This window comes from Lentilactobacillus hilgardii (genome assembly GCF_009832765.1).
In the GTDB taxonomy this organism is placed as follows: domain Bacteria; phylum Bacillota; class Bacilli; order Lactobacillales; family Lactobacillaceae; genus Lentilactobacillus; species Lentilactobacillus hilgardii.
Map to the genome: position 1 here is coordinate 210,722 of NZ_CP047121.1, position 17,693 is coordinate 228,414.

Genomic DNA, 17,693 nt, shown 5'->3' on the forward strand with positions numbered 1-17,693 from the left:
TGAATGACCCAAAGTCTAATTATGCAAAAAAGAGGAAAAAGGGGCGTAAAACAAAGGACTTGTCTTAAGAAACTGTATAATAAATAATGCAACAAAGTTAAAAATAATGCAACTATATTAAATAATCAAGAAAGGAGACTAAATACTTTAATAAAATCGTTTGACATTTACACTGTAAACGTTTACATTCAAATTAGCAATTATTTTATTTAATCTTATCTTTATGGAGGCATCCTTTATGGCAAGTAATACTGGTGAAACTACTGGCCGCAAAATTACGTCACGGTTGTCGTACTCATTTGGTGCGTTCGGCCATGATATGTTCTATGCGACCCTGTCTACTTATTTTATGATTTTTATTACTTCTCATCTATTTGATAAAAATAGTAGTGCAAGTAATGACAAAATGATCTTCTTCATTACATTTATTATTGGTTCTCTGCGATTTGTTGAATTGTTAATTGATCCTTTCATTGGGAATGCAATTGATAATACCAATACTAAATGGGGTCATTTTAAGCCCTGGATTTTAGCTGGTGGGACTATCGGTTCGATAGCCTTGGCTATTTTATTCAGTAACATGTTTGGATTGAATGTTTCAAACCCGGTTTTATACTTGGTGATTTTTGCATTTCTGTACATTACAATGGATATTTTCTATTCATTTAAAGATGTTGGTTTTTGGTCAATGATTCCTGCGATTTCATTTGATTCTGCCGAGCGTGAGAGAACAGCAACATTTGCTCGTGTGGGCTCAAATATTGGGGCAAATATCGTTGGTGTTATTGTCATGCCCCTAGTTGTCTTCTTCTCAATTAACAAGAATCATGGTCAAGGTGATTTAAGAGGCTGGTTTATGTTTGCCGCTACCATCGCTTTGATTTCCTGGCTATCGGCCGTTGTTGTTGCATTGGGTACTAAAGAAAATGATTCATTACTCCGAAAGAATACCGAAAAAACTCGTTTAAGAGATGTCTTTAAAGTATTGGCACGTAATGATCAATTGATGTGGCTTTCCTTGACTTACGGTCTTTATACAGCAGGTATTCAAATTACGAACGCTTGTCAGCTTTATTATTTCACGTATATCATGGGAAAACCCGGTCAATATTCGTGGCTAATGGGATTAAATATGGTTGTCGGAATTGTAGCTGTCTTACTTTTCCCACCATTGGCTCAAAAGTTTAGTCGTCGAAATGTATTCTTCTACTGCATTGGCTTAATGCTACTCGCGATGTTGATCTTTGCTTTTGCAGGTTCTTCATTAATCCTGGTTTTGATCGCCGCAGTGATGTTCTATATCCCACAACCATTGATTTTCTTGGTTGTCTTAATGATTATCAGTGATTCAGTTGAATATGGACAATTAAAATTCGGACACCGTGATGAATCACTGACATTGGCTGTTCGTCCATTACTTGATAAATTAGGCGGGGCCGTTTCAAACTGGGTTGTTGGAGCTGCTGCTGTTCTTGCCGGAATGACTGCTGGTGCCACAGCTGGTAGTATCACTAACCAGGGTCACCTTGTTTTCAAACTGTTCATGTTTGGTGTTCCAGCATTACTAATGTTGACCGGAACATTTATCTTCTTTAAAAAGATTACTTTGGATGAAAAAGAGCACGCCAAGATTGTTGATGAGCTTGAGAAAACTTGGCACGAGCATTTGGAAACAAACGGTGAAGAATCGATGCAGGATATCGAAAAGAAAGTTGCTGCAACGACGACTTCATATCAGTCACCTATTACCGGAACACTGATTTCCCTTTCAGATGTTTCTGATGAGAACTTCGCTTCAGGTAATATGGGTAAAGGATTTGCTGTTAAGCCAACGGATGGTAAAGTCTTTGCACCATTTGACGGTGTTGTTGAAGCAACGTTCCCAACTCGTCATGCGATTGGTTTGCGTTCGGATGATGGTATTCTGACACTGATTCACATCGGAATTGGCACTGTTAAGATGGAAGGTACCGGATTTGTTCAGTATGTAGATAAGGGACAACGTGTCAAACAGGGTCAAGAGTTGATTGAATTCTGGCAACCTGCTATTAAGAAAGCCGGTTACGATGATACTGTCATGGTTGTAATTACTAATTACAAAGACATTAAAGCGTTCAATTACATCAAAGATACTGGCGATGTTACTCATGGTGAGGAGATTTTAAACTTATCGAACCCAAATGAGAAAAAAGATTAAATGTCCTAATTAGATATAATCGTTCATAACGTGACAGCAATCCCTTGAACCCTGTTTGTTAATAACAGGTTTGGGGGATTGTTTTTATTATTTTAAATAAAATCAGTGATACAATGACTTATTAATTTGATCTAAGATGGTGACATCTTATCTATCTTTTATGCAAATTGTAGCTTAATCATTTTAGGATTAAAATGAAATTGGATTGAAGCAGGTTCGATATTTGGATGCGATTGACGAGTAAAAGAAACGATTATGACCGTTTCTTATGATGAAATTATGAGAAGGTGTTAGTGATGATCAAATTTTTTCTAAAGTTGGTGATTGGCATTCTTCTGGTTTTCAGTACCACTCAGCTAACTTTTTCAAGTCGTTTAGCTATGTTTTTAACAGTAGCAATAATTAATATTGTTGCGTTGATTTTATTAAGTTCTGCCATTGCTGATGTCATTAAGAGCTATATTAAGAAAAAGAAACTATGAAAAATGGTCAGGGGAAACCTGATAGTCGGTTTAGCAAAGAAAAACCAGTCAGGGATGATCTGAAATGAAACGTTGCTGCCATGTGACAGTGACGTTTTTATTTTGTTTAAAATACAGTCATCCATTTTGTAATCTTGATAAAAGTTGTACTATGGAAAGGAAGCTTAAAAATGAAAAGAGGGGAATGCTGTGTCAAAACGCGATGTTTTGATCGTAACGTGCGCGTTACTGTTATCAAATGCAATGGGTGGACTTGATAATACGATCATCAATACTGCATTGCCTGCAATTATTTCCGATCTTCATGGAATTGAATTGATCGGCTGGATTGTGGCCGTGTTTCTCTTGGGAACAGCTGTTAGCACACCGCTGTGGAGTAAACTCGGTGAACATATTGGCAACAAGAAGAGTTATCAGTTGGCGGCATCCTTCTTTGTGATTGGATCATTCTTACAAGGGATGTCACCAAATATTATTTTCTTAATATGTGCACGAACTTTGATGGGGATTGGAAACGGTGGTATGATTTCGCTGCCGTATATTATTTATGCTCGAATGTATTCCAATCCTCGCAAACGTATGCAAGTTCTTGGATTTGTTTCCGCTAGTTATAGCATGGCCACTATCATTGGGCCGTTAGTTGGTGGATATATTGTTGATACCTTTAGCTGGCATTGGGTTTTTTATTTAAATGTTCCGATTGGGCTTATTTCGATTTTCTTTGTTCAAATGTATTATCGAATGGAGGAGCAAAAGCATCAAACCAGCCCTGTTGATTATGCCGGGGCTGCGTTAATGACAGTTGGGCTGGTCGCACTGTTAACCGGGATCGAATTTATCGGTACTGTTAACTGGTTGATTGTTGCGGGTTTAATTGGGTTTGCGGTTATCGTTTTGATCATCATGTTTCGGAATGAAGATCGAGTTACAGATCCGATTATTCCAAGCAGGCTGTTTAGGAATCGGCCATTAATGATTGATTTTGCCTTGTTTACACTTATTTGGGGTGCTTTTATCGGTTTCTTGATTTATAGTCCGATGTGGGCGCAAGGACTGCTTGGAACAAGTGCGCTTATAGGTGGTGCTACTCAAATCCCCGGATCAGTCACTGACTTTTTAGGATCAGGGACAGTGGCACCGATGAGGCGGTTTTTAACTCCTCAAAGGGTAGTTGCAGTTGGTATTCTGACGTTAATTATATCGTTTGCACTATTAGTTTTTGCCGGTGTTAAAACGCCTTATTGGATTTTACTGATTGCTGGTGCCTTTGAAGGCTTCGGTAATGGGGCCTGCTTTAATGAATTGCAAATCAAAGTTCAACAGGATGCGGACATGCAGGATGTTCCAATCGCAACTTCTTTTAGTTTCTTAATTAGAATGTTGAGTCAAACCTTTACGGCTTCTATTTTTGGCATTATTCTTAACCATGCTTTGAAGAATGGTGTCATTCAGTCCGGTGGCCGAATTACGATGCAAATGATGAATAAATTGAGCGATGCGACAAACATTGGCGGTTTGCCTCAAAATCTCATTCCACAAATGAGGGCTATTTTGTTTAACGGCCTACATAACATTATGGTTTTATCACTTGGCTTAATGTTGATTTCACTCGCTATTAACGTTTGGGCACAAAAGCTTGAACATGAAAAATATCAGTTGAAAAATTCTGAAGCTGCTCAAACAACCGAAAACTAACTAAAGTATAAGAAAAGCAGGATTCGCAAACCCGACAAATCGGGTTTGCAAATCCTGCTTTTTTAATGTTTTTGTTTTGATTATTTTTTGGTTGTGTCTAGAGATTGATCTTTAAAGGTTGATAGGGAAACATTTGCGGTTGATAAGCCGTCATTGCTGCCCGATTCGGCTTTGAAACTAACCTTATCACCCTCTGAAATAAACTCGTAAATTGGTTTGAATCCTTTGGCAGAGGTATCCAGTTGATAAACCTGGTTATTGTCTTTCAAAATAAACATTAATTTATTATCGGTTGTTCTGACAATTCTGTTGATGGTTCCTGAAATCGTTTTGCCACTTGGCTGTGCAACTGTCACGCCCGTTTTAGCCTCAAGCCGTTGGTTAAATAATGCGAGTGTACTTTGTGCATCATCACCAATTGCATAAGTACCGCTTTGGTTATTACCATCAGCAAGCAGGTAAACAAACTTCATAAAGGAATTATTATCTCGATCAAGCATTGAAACAACCCAGGTTGGATCACCATTAATCCGATAAAGTAATGGCAATGTACCACGATAATTCTGTGGGTTAATGTCCTGTTGTGCATATGAGATAGCTCGTTCAGGTGTCATAACGTTTCCATGCTCTCTGTAATAGTGAAGTGTATTGGTTCGGGCATCTACGAACGCGTAACCCAAGATTGAACTTTGATGGGCATTAACACTGGTCATACCAGTAAAGTAGTATACACGACCCTTATAGGCATAAGGCGTTAGGTGATCGCCACCCTCGGTACCAGCCTTGGTTGGCTGCATAACACCACTATGACCACCAAAACTTGTCGCATTCCAAAAGCCTCGGCGATAGCGGCCAAATAAGTTTACTTCTTGAGACACCAATTCAGGTGACACTGCAATATCGACAAACTTTGGCACATTATTTGGAGAATATACGTTGACTTTACCTGTAATTGTATTTAATACAGCAACTTTATAGTGCTTGTAATCATAATTTCTGTTTAAATATGAAATTGGTTTTGCGAGCGTTCGAACGTAGTATGGCGTCCCTTTGTCATCAATTTCCAATTGAGAAGTTGAACCAACCATTGAATATCCCAAACTATGGGCACTGATTCGGCGATCAGCATCACTATTGAAGTAGGCACTTGGCGTATATTTCATTGGCCGGCTGACAAACTTTGGATCGGCGTTCTTATCTGTTGCATCGGTTCTAAAGTATCCCGGGACCTTTAGATAATGGATATAGCGCCAGAAGCCACCGGAGAATTCAACCGGGGCAACATAAACCATCTTTTTACGGTACATCTGGACACGCATATGGTTCAAATCATAGACGTTTGAATTTTTAAAACTGTTCAAGGAGTTGTTCATATCGGTGGAAACGGTTTGTGGTGCATTAACAACCGGGGTTTCCGAACTGTTTTTAATAACCGGCATTGGCGCATTCTTTGTATCGTCATTAATGTCGGTTTTAATTGATTCCACAGCTGGTCGAGGATTCATTTTGGTGACCAATTGTGTCACGCTTCCCAGGATAATAAAGACAATAACAGCAAGCACAATTCCGACGGCTAGCTTTCCCAACCATCCAAACGCTCCCGTGAATCTGGAAATAGTTTGACCGATAATACCATCACTACTCTGTCCGGAACGAGCTGGTGTGGTGTCACCACCAAAAACGAAGCGTTTCAAAACAGCGACAACGATCAGCCCACCGATCAGCCACATTAGCCAGCCGTCAATTAGCGATGGATAGGCAAGATCAGGCAAACTGAAGTAGGTATTGATGTAGCTTACAACAAAAAGTATGATGACCGCGATCGTTGACCAAATCCGCCCTCGACGGTTTGCAATAATCATCAGCCAGATATATGGAATGATTAGCCCTGATATTTCGACCAGGGTAATGAGTGCAAAATAACTCAGCATTAAGTTTAACTCCCTTCAAAAGTAAACGATTTCTTTCTTCCATTATACATGGAAGTTCTCAGACAATCCGGTATTCATCAAAATAGTTAGTCGCCGAGTTCCTTAATTTGATGCTATCAAAGAATAACAAGTGCCTTTGAGTCCAGGTGAAGTCTCGACAACCGGTCTGATTCACCCGGTCAGGAAACTAACATTCGAAAAATGTGCTGCGACCAAAGTTAAGGTATCGATAATTTCAATAATTGAAAGGCCTTGGTGGATTGATTTTGAAATGCATTTCACAAAATTGTCACGAAGGTCAATTGACATATAAAAATCGTTAGTAAAAGCGTCAAATTTTGTGTACTGACGAACAAGACTATGCGGATTGTCAACGAATTCGATCATACTACCAGAAGCCAAGTGAGTATTGGAGATTTGATCGTAACTTTATGATATCAGTGACGATTGCATTTTTTATGAGGGGATCCTTTCTTGATTGTGATTTACGAAAATAATAACGCAAAAGCATCATGACATTTTTTGTAAAGGATATGTCTTATTGAATTTGAATTATGAGAATAAAAATGAGAAGAATTGTATTTCGGCTTTTAAAAAAGGACATTCTAAAAAACATTGAGCTTACTTTTGGGTAATTTGAGAACGACGCATATCAATATAATCGAAGATAAATAAGGAACAGAATATTTAACAATAAGCCGATATGACTGATACATAGCCAATTAAGAGGCCGCTAATTCATAATGGTATCTAAAAGACATGTTGACATTATCGCGTTACCGTGTTTATATTAGAATAATTTCATTTTTATCATTTTATTCTCATTCAATTGTAAAAAATAAGGAATCGAGGTTTTGTTTATGGATTCATCTGTTGATAAGCCAGCAAATAAGCTGACCGTTAAAGATTATGTATATTTGGTTTCTGCCGGTGTCTCTAACGCCGTTTTGGTTATGCTGGGAATTGGATTATTAACGCAATCAATTGCCAATTTTGTTCACTGGCCACAACTACATCAAGTCGGTGCCATTGCACAATGGTTACTGGCACCGGCCTTCGGTGCCGCCGTTGCCTCACAGTTAAAGACTAACACATTGGTATTATTCAGTTCTATGATTTCTGCAACTGTTGGGGCAAATGCCGTTTATTTCATTGCAAATGGTGTTCACGCTGCTACCGCAACGGGTAACCAAATGTTTCAAGCAGCTCAAACCGGTATTTTTACAACTGGACAGCCAATTAGTGCGGTTGCTGCAGGGCTGGTTGCTGCTTTAGTAGGAAAATACTTAACTGGTAAAACACCTTTGGATATGATGCTTGTACCTTTAGCTGCAACACTTGTGGGCTCAATTGTCGGTCTTGGCCTTGCCAGTGTCACAACGCCTGCCTTAAATTGGCTGAGTGCTTTTATTGCCGAGTCTATGAAGGTGAACCCATTGCTTGGGTCAATGTGTGTTTCACTTGCCTGGTCAATCTTTTTGATGACACCAGCTTCGTCAGCAGCACTAGCCGTTGCTGTTATGCTTGATCCGCTGTCTGCAGGGGCAGCATTAATTGGGACGACTGCCCAGTTTGTTGGCTTTACGGTTATCTCATGGCGACAAAACGATATTGGTACAAACATTGCCCAGGGTGTCATTACGCCTAAAGTACAGTTTCCTAATCTGTTAGCGAATCCAAGGCTGGCGTTGCCGTCAATGATTGCAGCAGTTGTTGCGGCACCGATTGCGACGTTGTTCTTTGGATTTAAAGTACCATTTACATTAGGTGGTTTGGGATTGAACTCACTTATTGCCCCAATTACACTGGCTTCAACCAGTATGCCTATGTTGGTTGCATACTTGGTAATGGGCGTCGTTGTTCCGGCTATCATTTCAATTGTTATTTACCGTGTTCTTCTTGGTCTTAAATGGGTTAAGGATGAACAATTACATTTGGAAATTGTCTAATTGATACATTGAATTTTTCAAAAAAATCAGTCAGGGAATCTTTGAGGAATCTCTGACTGATTTTTTTGTGATTATTTCACAGTACCATTAATTGCCCGAATTTCATCGATGATTTTAAGTAAATCATCTGCGGCTTGTTTATAGTCGGCAATTTTATCGCCATATTGTTGATTGAAGCCTTCGAGACCACCAGCAGCGAATGCATACTCATAATCATAAACTTTTTCATATGCAGCAGCAAAACGAGCCAATAACTCATGTTGACCACCGTCTAATTGTAAGGATATTTGGACAACTCGAAAGTCTGTATAGCCCATTTCAAACTGAACTGCCCATGCACGAATAAAGTCGTGTTGTGCTTCAATATGGGCATAGTGGTGCTGTGTATTCCAAGTTAACCGATCTAATGATTTTTTAACATCCAACATGATAAAATCCTCCCTTAAGATAATTCCCCTAGAAGTATCAATAAACGAATAACAATTTTTAAACTCATTATCCACCTACATTCAACTCTTTTTGATAAGAAACAGCAATTAATATGACTGCTTTTTCAAAGTTCATAAATAATGATCAATCTGTTGTTGGAAAATGATTCCTAAATAAAGATAGTTCAGTGAATGAAAAAAGCTTTCTAACGGGTTTCTAGTAAAATAACTGGTGAAAATTTACTAGTAAAAACTTTGTATTGTGTTTCACAACTAGCCGTCATATAATTTTGGAGATGAATAAAAGTTAACGAATTCACAAAAATGATGGAGGCTATACAACATGTCAAAAAAAGTTGCTTTGGTTACTGGTGCCGGTCAAGGAATCGGTGAGGGAATTGCACGTCAATTAGCTGACGATGGGTTTGCTGTTGCACTTTCAGGTCGTCATTTGGATAAAGTTCAGCGGGTTGCCGATGATATTGAAAAGAATGGTGGACAAGCATATGCAATTGAAGCAGATGTCCAATACCGCGATCAGGTTTTTGATTCAGTGAAAAAAACGGTTGAGCATTTCGATCATTTGGATGTTTTTGTTAATAATGCCGGAATTGCTCATGTTGCCCAGATTTGCAATACTAAAGAAGAGGACCTTGATAAATTACTTGATATCAATGTTAAGGGAACATTCTTCGGCATTCAGGCAGCTGCAGCCCAATTTCGTAAACAGGAAACACCTGGTAAGATTATTAACGCTTCATCAATTGCCGGTCACGAAGGTTTTGAATTGTTGGGTGCATATTCGGCAACCAAGTTTGCTATTCGTGGATTAACGCAGGCGGCTGCTAAGGAATTGGCACGTTATAAAATTACAGTTAATGCCTATTGCCCAGGCATTGTTTTAACACCAATGTGGGATCAAATTGATGAAGAAATGGGTCAGGTTAACCATGTAGCCAAAGGTGAGTCTTTGAAGCAATATCTATCTGGAATTGCGTTGGGACGTGGTGAGGAACCTGAGGATGTTGCCAATCTTGTTTCGTTCTTGGCAAGTGATAAAGCCAATTACATTACTGGTCAAGCAATTATGGTTGACGGCGGCATTAAATACGTATAATAAAGATCATTTTACGGTTGGAATGGGATTGAGACAAAAGTATTGTTTGTCCAATCCCTTTTTTATGGTTACGCTAATGTTTGCCGTATAATAATCAGTGAGATATTAAAATTGACAATTGAAAGAGATGGCTTATTAATGGCAGAAGTTAATCCATTTATTAAAGATGCAGTTGTGCAGTTTCAAACCGGCGCACTCTCATTAAAACAGATTGAGGCAATCTTCAATGTGTTGCCGTTTGATATTGATTTTATTGATGTAAATGATCGGTTTAAATGGTTTTCTAATAAACCCAACCGTGAGCATGCACGGTCTACCTCTCAGCTACAGGATACGCTTCAGCAACTTCATCCGGGGACGGCTGCAGCCCGTGCTCAAGCGGTTATTGATTCATTCAAAAGGGGAGAGAAGCAACATGTTGAGATCCCGTTGAATGTGGATGGAAAATTAATTGATATTAATTATTATGCTGTGCGGGATAACAAGGGTGAATATCTTGGCACGATTGAATATACAGGGACAATTAATCATCTCAAGGAGCTGATTGATCAGGGCGCCTGGAAGCAGGATGTCACGACAGGTGCGTCAAAGGATGGAGAAACTGACTCATCAGGAAAAGGTGATGCCGTTTCGGGAGCTTCTCGAAATGAAAAAGCTCATTCAGAGAAGAAAAGTGATGCAACAACCGGGCCATCACGTTTAAGTATGAAGGATGATCGTTGGATTCCCTAATTTGATATTGATAACCTAAATTTATAAAAAACAAGCGAACCAGACGAGGATAAGCTCTTTTGTCTGGTTCGCTTGTTTTTTATCTTATGACCTAATATCTATTTAATGAGCTGTGGTTGAAAGATGCCCATAACTGTATCCTGAGCCGTAAATACTGGAATTTCATGACTTAAAGCATTGGCAACCAATTGTTTTTCATCATCAGTTTCATCTTGGGAGCTTAATGCAAAGGCAAGCTTATCTGGCCATGGCATATCTTTTTCATAAACCTGAACATCGAAATCACTGTGGTCTAGTTTGTTTACAAGTTCCTGATCGTCAGCGTCGGCTTTTGAAATGAGGACGGTACCTTCAACCGTATCCGTATTAATATGGTAACTATCAAATAAGGCGTTGTGGAGAGCTTCCTGTAACGTTTCGCCGCTACCGATGTCTTCACCGGTTGACTTCATTTCTGGACTAAGCGCCGTTGGAGCACCGGGTAACTTGGCGAAAGAGAACACCGGTGCTTTAACGTAAACCTTCGTAGGCTCCGGATATAATCCGGGTGTCAGTCCAATTTCAGCAAGTGATTTACCAAGAATTAATTGTGTTGCTAATTGTGCCAAGTGCATTTTGGTAATCTTGCTCATGAACGGTACGGTTCGAGAAGCCCGAGGGTTGACTTCAATGACATAAACATCGTTAGCACAAATAAATTGGATATTCATCATACCAACCGCATGGACCTTCTTGCCGATCTTGGTTGCGATCGAGACAATCTTTTCCTTTTGTTCGTCGGTTAAGTGCTGTGGTGGATACATGGCAATTGAGTCGCCTGAATGAATACCGGAACCTTCGAGATGTTCCATAATCCCCGGAACGAAGACGTCTTTACCATCACTTAAGATATCGACTTCACATTCGGTTCCTGGAATATATTGATCGATTAGGATTGGTTGGCCGGCGCTTGCTTTAAGGGCTGGAACCAAATATTCATCGAGTTCTTCACCATTATGAACAACGGCCATCCCTTTTCCGCCAAGAACGAAGCTGGGACGAACGAGAACCGGATAACCAAGCTTGTTTGCAATTGCGTGAGCTTCATGCCCATTCATTGCGGTGTCTCCTTGGGGATGGGCAATATTTTGGTCAATGAGTAAATCTTCAAAATCATGACGATTTTCTGTTTCCTCAATACCGTGCATGGAGGTCCCAAGAATTTGAACCCCGTGTTTAGTCAATTCCTCAGTCAAATTAATAGCGGTTTGACCACCAAACTCAACAATAACTCCCATAGGTTTTTCCAAGTTGATAACGTTCATGACACTGTCGATATCCAATGGTTCAAAATAGAGTTTGTCGGAAATTGAAAAGTCGGTTGAAACGGTTTCCGGGTTGTTGTTAATAATAATGGCATTTTTTCCGGCTGCCTGAATAGCTTTAACACAGTGGACAGTGGCATAATCGAATTCAACCCCTTGGCCGATTCGAATCGGGCCGGCACCAATAACCAGTATGCTGTTTCCGATTGGCTGGCTTTCATTTTCAGTTCCAATAGTGCTGTAGAAATAAGGTGTTTCACTTTCGAACTCAGCTGCACAAGTATCAACCATCTTATAGACCAAATGTTGATCGGCCATTTTATCGAGTTTTTCAAGTTCGTGATCCGTTGCGTGATGAACGGCTTTGATCATGGTATTATTAAAGCCCATTTTACGAGCTTTCAGAACCATATCGGAGCTCAACAAGCCATCTGTAAGTTGTTGTTGCATTTTGATAATGTTTTCAAGCTTTGAAAGAAAATAAAGATCGATTTTAGTTGAACGATGAATCTGTTCGATTGTTGCACCCTTCCCAATGGCTGCAAACAATTCGAATAAACGATAATCAGTTGGCGTTTTAATTTTTTCGATCAAATCGCCAAGTGACATTTGACGAGTGTAGTCAGGGATAAGATCACACTGAGCCTGCTTGTCCAACTCTAATGATTGAACGGCTTTGAGAAGTGACTCCTCAATGGTACCGCCGATTGCCATCACCTCACCGGTTGCTTTCATTTGAGTTCCCAGTTTGCGATCGGCGTTTGTGAATTTATCAAACGCAAAGCGTGGAATTTTTGCGACAACGTAATCCAGTGCAGGTTCAAACATGGCATAGGTTGTTTGAGTAATCGGATTGATGATTTCATCAAGATTCAAACCAACCGCAATTTTGGCGGCGATTTTAGCAATCGGATAACCGGTTGCTTTAGAAGCTAATGCAGAAGAACGACTCACACGCGGGTTCACTTCAATCACGTAGTAGTTTTCGCTGGTTGGATCCTGTGCCAGCTGAACGTTACAGCCCCCTTCGATTTTTAAAGCGTTCACGATAGTCAATGAAGCGTCACGTAAGCGTTGATATTCCTTATCTGTGAGAGTCTGGGTTGGCGCGAAGACAATTGAGTCGCCAGTATGAACACCGACTGGATCGAAGTTTTCCATACCAGTGACGATGATTGAGCTGCCATGGTGGTCACGCATAACTTCAAATTCAATTTCTTTATAACCGGCGATGCTTTTTTCAACCAAGCATTCAGTTGATGGAGACATTGTTAAGCCACGGTTTAAAATGGTCTTCATTTCGTCATCGTTATGAGCAATGCCGCCACCGGTACCGCCTAGTGTGTAAGCTGGTCGGATAATAACCGGGTAGTCAATTTCATGTGCAAAATCAAGACCGTCCTCTAAATTGTAGACGGTTTTTGAATCTGGAATTGGTTGATGAAGTTCTTTCATCAAATCCTTGAATTGTTCACGGTCTTCGGCTTGGTTGATGGTGTGTAAGCTTGTACCCAATAATTCGATTCCAAGTTTATCCAAGATACCGTCCTTAGCTAACTCAACAGCCAAGTTAAGGCCTGTTTGACCACCCAGGGTAGGCAGAATCGCATCAGGATGTTCTTTTTCAAGAATCTTCTTCAAACTCGGAACCGTTAATGGGTCAAGGTAGACTTTATCTGCAATCTCATTATCAGTCATAATTGTTGCTGGATTTGAGTTAACCAAGATAACGGAATAACCTTCTTCGCGCAAACTCAAACATGCTTGGCTACCGGCATAATCGAATTCTGCGGCTTGACCGATCACGATTGGACCGGAACCAATAATCAAAACTTTTTTAATATCTTCTCTCTTTGGCATTAATGAACCCCTCCATTGACATGCATTAAATCGATGAACTTATCAAATAATGGTTTTGCGTCGTGTGGTCCCGGTGCAGCTTCCGGATGGTATTGCACTGAGAAAATCGGTCTTCCGGGATAGCGCAGTCCTTCACACGTCTTATCGTTAACCTCAAGTGCGGTCACTTCAAGAGGCGTTGACTTAACTGAATCAATATCAACTGCATACCCGTGATTTTGAGAAGTCATATAAATGTCACCAGTGATTAAATCTTTAACAGGATGGTTACTGCCACGATGACCGAATGTCATCTTGTAAGTAGTAGCACCATTCGCAAGCGCGAGTAACTGATGTCCCAAACAAATACCGAAGATTGGATATTGTTCCTGAAGTTTTTGAATAACTGGGAGAAAATCTGAATAATCTGTTGGATCGCCAGGACCGTTGGATAAGAGAATTCCTGTAGGATGAAGTTCTGAGATGTCTTCAAATGTTGATTCGGGTGTAACAACCGTAACATCAATTTCAGGACGTTGTAATGACCTTACGATGTTAGATTTAACACCGAAGTCAATAACGACAACGTGTTCATTCTCTTTACCGTCCGTAACAGAACGAGTTGCTGATTTAACAATGGCGGATTGATGAGCCATTTCAGCCTCCTTAGCGTTAACAGGTTGGTTTGTTAAACTAGCTTTCATTGTTCCATATTGACGAATAATCTTGGTTAGCTGCCGAGTGTCAATACCGCTGATTGCTGGAACTTTTTGTTGCTTCAGAAATGCGTCTAATGAGATAACACTTTGATAGTGATAGACTTCATCAGTCATTTCACGAACAACAACTGCTGAAGCTTGAACCTTGTCTGACTGACTGGTGCCAAGTGAGACACCGTAATTACCAATCAGTGGATACGTAAATGTAATGATTTGATTTTTATAAGACGGATCCGTCAAGTTTTCTTGATAACCTGTCATGTTGGTTGTGAAAACTAATTCGCCTTCAATTTCGGCGCCTAAGTCTCCGCAGGCTTCCCCAACAAAGACATCTCCATTCTCTAGAGTTAGATATTTTTTCATTTCCGAACCTCCTAGTTTTGTTCCTAACATGCAAGCGGTATGAGCAGCTAACGCTTTTGATACATAAAGATAGAAGCTTTTAAAGGAATTGTCAAGTCGTTTTATGCAAAAAAAAGCCATATATGGATTTTTATGAAGAAATATTTTTTCTTATGAATATATATTAAAATGAAAGAAAGCTTGTAAATGGCGTTATATATACATAAGAAAATGACCGATATTCAATTTCTTGTCATTCTTGGATAAATAAACATTTTCAAAAACTTTTTTAAAAATAAGCTTGTGTTTTCTTCAAAAATGTCATATGATTTTAACAACGAATTGAAAGACCTTTAATATTAACCCCGTGAGGTTAAGAAGGAATCGGTGAACCTAAGTCTAACTTGGGAGAAACTACAACCTCTTTACCCAACGGCGGTAAAGAGGTTTTTTAATGCAAATATGTTGACTGTAACGACGATTTAATTGTTTCCGTGAGAGCAAAACGTCTAAATTAGTGATTTCACTCCACTAAAGGGCGCTTTGCGAACACGGCAAGGCGCTTAACTTTTTAGGAGGAATTCACTATGATGCAAATCACCAAACCCGTAAGTTTTGAAAATGTTGTTAGTATGGAAGACCTTTCAGCTGAAGACGTGATGTCATTTATTCATGAGGCCATTGAATTTAAGCAGGGCAAGCAAGTTGAATTGGCCCGGCCGGTATATGCCGCAAACCTGTTTTTTGAAAGCAGCACACGGACCCATACCAGCTTCGAAATGGCAGAACGCAAGCTTGGCCTTCAGGTTTTGAACTTCGACCCATCAAACAGTTCACTTAAGAAAGGTGAATCAATGGGCGACACAGTTAAGACTTTCCAAGCAATTGGTGCTGACGTTGTAGCTATTCGTGACAAAAAGAATGAATATTACAAGGACTTGATTGAAGATCCCAACGTTCATTTGGGAATTGCCAATGGTGGCGATGGTTCGGGACAACATCCATCACAATCATTACTTGATATGATGACAATTTATGAAGAGTTTGGTCATTTTGAAGGATTAAACGTTGCTATCGTTGGTGACTTGACTCATTCCCGCGTTGCTCGTTCAAATATGGAAGTTTTGACAAAATTAGGGGCCCACGTTTTCTTCGGCGGCCCTAAGGAATGGTATACAGAAGACTTCCAGAAGTATGGTGAATGGATGCCTATCGATGACTTGGTATCACGAATGGATGTTATGATGTTTCTCCGGGTTCAACACGAACGAATTGCCGTGGACAAAAACGGCAGTTTCTCTGCAGAACGTTATCATAAGGTTTATGGTTTAACTCATGCACGTGAACAAAGAATGCCGGAACATTCAATTATCATGCATCCGGCTCCTGTTAACCGAGGCGTAGAAATTGCTGATGAGTTGGTTGAATGTGATAAATCCCGTATCTTCCGTCAGATGGAAAACGGTGTCTTCGTCCGAATGGCCATTATGACCAGCATGCTCCGTTATCGCGGACTTGTAAAAAGCGAATACTAAAAAACGACTTCCTATATTAATGAAGTAAATTAACATAACCTCATAAGCGAAGGGATTTTGACATAAAATGAAACGTGTAATTGCAAATGGCCGGGTTCTTGACGGCAGCAAACTTGTTCAGCGGGATATCCTAATTGAAGATGGATTAATTAAAGCAATTGAACCTGATATCAAGATTGATGATGTTAATGAAGTTATTGATGCTAAAAATCACTTTGTGAGCGCGGGTTTAGTTGATGTCCATGTTCATTATCGGCAACCAGGGCAGGAAGACAAGGAAACTATCAAGACCGGAAGTCAAGCAGCGGCACATGGTGGTTTTACCACAGTTTGTGCAATGCCTAACCTGACACCGGCACCGGATAGTCCCAAACATCTTGAAGATATCATGGCGTTAAATCGAAAAGACGGGGTCGTTCATATTAAACAATATGCGACGATTACGACTAATCGTGAAGACGATGAATTGGTTGATTTCTCTGCTCTCAAGCAAGATGGCGCATTTGCATTTAGTAACGATGGAAATGGTATTCAAAAAAGCAGTACGATGTATGAAGCCATGCAACAGGCGGCTGAATTGGATATGACCATTGTTGAACACGTTCAAGATGATGAGTTGAGTTATGGTGGCGTTTTGAACGATGGTGCTGCTAAACGATTGCATGTTAAAGCAATGCCTTGGGTGAGTGAAACGGCGCAAGCTGCCAGGGACGTTGTGTTGGCACAGGCAACGGGTGTTCATTATCACATCTGTCATGCATCCTCAAAGCACACGGTTGCCTTGATTAGAGAGGCAAAAAGGGCCGGTATTAATGTGACTGCCGAAGTAACGCCACATCATTTATTATTATCGGATGAGGATATTAAAGAAGACAATTCATACTATAAAATGAATCCACCATTGCGCGGTGAAGATGATCGACAGGCTTTAATCGAAGGCTTGCTTGACGGCACGATTGATATGATTGCCACGGATCATGCACCCCATACCAAGGCGGATAAGGACAAATCGATTGCAACTGCAGCCTTCGGCATTACCGGTAGTGAAACAGCTTTCAGCACGCTTTATACAGCGTTTGTTAAGACTGGCCGCTTTACGCTTGAGCAACTGATTAATTGGATGGCAAAGAAGCCGGCAGCGGTATTTAAAATGAAGGCAGCTGGTAATCTTGAAATTGGAAAGCCGGCAGATATTGCGGTATTCGATTTGGACGAACCACATGTTATTAAGGAAAGTGAGTATCTTTCAAAAGGGAAGAACTCACCTTTCACCGGCGCTACAGTGTTTGGTGATACGGTTATGACGCTGGTAGATGGAAAAGTTGTTTATAAGAAATAATGATAGTTGGGTTTACTTAAAAACGGGTTTTAAGAAAGCCTCATTAGATAAGCATCAAACAATTAAATGTCTATAAAAAGCAAA

The 17,693-nt window shown here is 40.0% G+C and carries 12 protein-coding genes; 8 read left to right on the forward strand and 4 right to left on the reverse strand.

The annotated features are described in order from the left end of the window. Positions 1-238 precede the first annotated feature (238 nt). From GQR93_RS00975 to GQR93_RS00985, 3 genes are all read left to right on the forward strand, one after another. Positions 239-2,197, forward strand: a complete 1,959-nt coding sequence (locus tag GQR93_RS00975) for a glycoside-pentoside-hexuronide (GPH):cation symporter (protein ID WP_035444220.1) — start codon at positions 239-241, stop codon at positions 2,195-2,197. 296 nt (positions 2,198-2,493) lie between these two features. Then, on the forward strand, positions 2,494-2,679 hold the full coding sequence (locus GQR93_RS00980) for a hypothetical protein (protein WP_003551400.1): 186 nt from the start codon (positions 2,494-2,496) through the stop codon (positions 2,677-2,679). A gap of 243 nt (positions 2,680-2,922) precedes the next feature. Next, positions 2,923-4,374, forward strand: coding sequence for an MFS transporter (locus tag GQR93_RS00985; RefSeq protein ID WP_003551401.1), 1,452 nt, complete (start codon positions 2,923-2,925; stop codon positions 4,372-4,374). An 80-nt stretch (positions 4,375-4,454) separates the two neighbouring features. Here GQR93_RS00985 and GQR93_RS00990 read toward each other — a convergent pair whose 3' ends face one another. Continuing rightward, on the reverse strand, positions 4,455-6,305 hold the full coding sequence (locus GQR93_RS00990) for a VIT1/CCC1 transporter family protein (RefSeq protein WP_003551403.1): 1,851 nt from the start codon (positions 6,303-6,305) through the stop codon (positions 4,455-4,457). A gap of 860 nt (positions 6,306-7,165) precedes the next feature. Here GQR93_RS00990 and GQR93_RS01000 point away from each other — a divergent pair. After that, positions 7,166-8,254 (forward strand): PTS transporter subunit IIC, encoded by a 1,089-nt coding sequence (locus GQR93_RS01000; RefSeq protein ID WP_003551407.1) that lies wholly within the window; start codon positions 7,166-7,168, stop codon positions 8,252-8,254. Between the two features lie 71 nt (positions 8,255-8,325). Here the strand turns inward: GQR93_RS01000 and GQR93_RS01005 are convergent, their stop codons facing one another. Continuing rightward, the gene (locus GQR93_RS01005; protein WP_035444222.1) at positions 8,326-8,682 is read right to left on the reverse strand and encodes a hypothetical protein; all 357 of its coding nucleotides are present in this window, start codon (positions 8,680-8,682) and stop codon (positions 8,326-8,328) included. Between the two features lie 343 nt (positions 8,683-9,025). Here GQR93_RS01005 and GQR93_RS01010 point away from each other — a divergent pair, with 343 nt between their 5' ends. Then, positions 9,026-9,799 carry an acetoin reductase gene (locus GQR93_RS01010; protein ID WP_003551412.1) on the forward strand — a complete coding sequence of 258 codons (774 nt, stop codon included), beginning with the start codon at positions 9,026-9,028 and terminating at the stop codon, positions 9,797-9,799. 138 nt (positions 9,800-9,937) lie between these two features. Then, complete coding sequence (locus GQR93_RS01015; protein WP_003551414.1) at positions 9,938-10,531, forward strand: PAS domain-containing protein; 594 nt, start codon at positions 9,938-9,940, stop codon at positions 10,529-10,531. 98 nt (positions 10,532-10,629) lie between these two features. Here GQR93_RS01015 and carB read toward each other — a convergent pair whose 3' ends face one another. Further along, the gene (gene carB / locus GQR93_RS01020; protein WP_003551416.1) at positions 10,630-13,695 is read right to left on the reverse strand and encodes a carbamoyl-phosphate synthase large subunit; all 3,066 of its coding nucleotides are present in this window, start codon (positions 13,693-13,695) and stop codon (positions 10,630-10,632) included. Beyond that, entirely contained in the window at positions 13,695-14,756 is a 1,062-nt protein-coding gene (locus GQR93_RS01025) for a carbamoyl phosphate synthase small subunit (protein ID WP_187117500.1), read from the reverse strand. The genes carB and GQR93_RS01025 overlap by 1 nt, the downstream gene beginning before the upstream one ends. Positions 14,757-15,322: 566 nt before the next feature. Here GQR93_RS01025 and GQR93_RS01030 point away from each other — a divergent pair. Further along, positions 15,323-16,270 (forward strand): aspartate carbamoyltransferase catalytic subunit, encoded by a 948-nt coding sequence (locus GQR93_RS01030; protein ID WP_003551421.1) that lies wholly within the window; start codon positions 15,323-15,325, stop codon positions 16,268-16,270. A 67-nt stretch (positions 16,271-16,337) separates the two neighbouring features. After that, positions 16,338-17,609: a dihydroorotase gene (locus GQR93_RS01035; protein ID WP_003551423.1), complete on the forward strand. Its 1,272-nt coding sequence runs from the start codon at positions 16,338-16,340 to the stop codon at positions 17,607-17,609. Positions 17,610-17,693 lie beyond the last annotated feature (84 nt).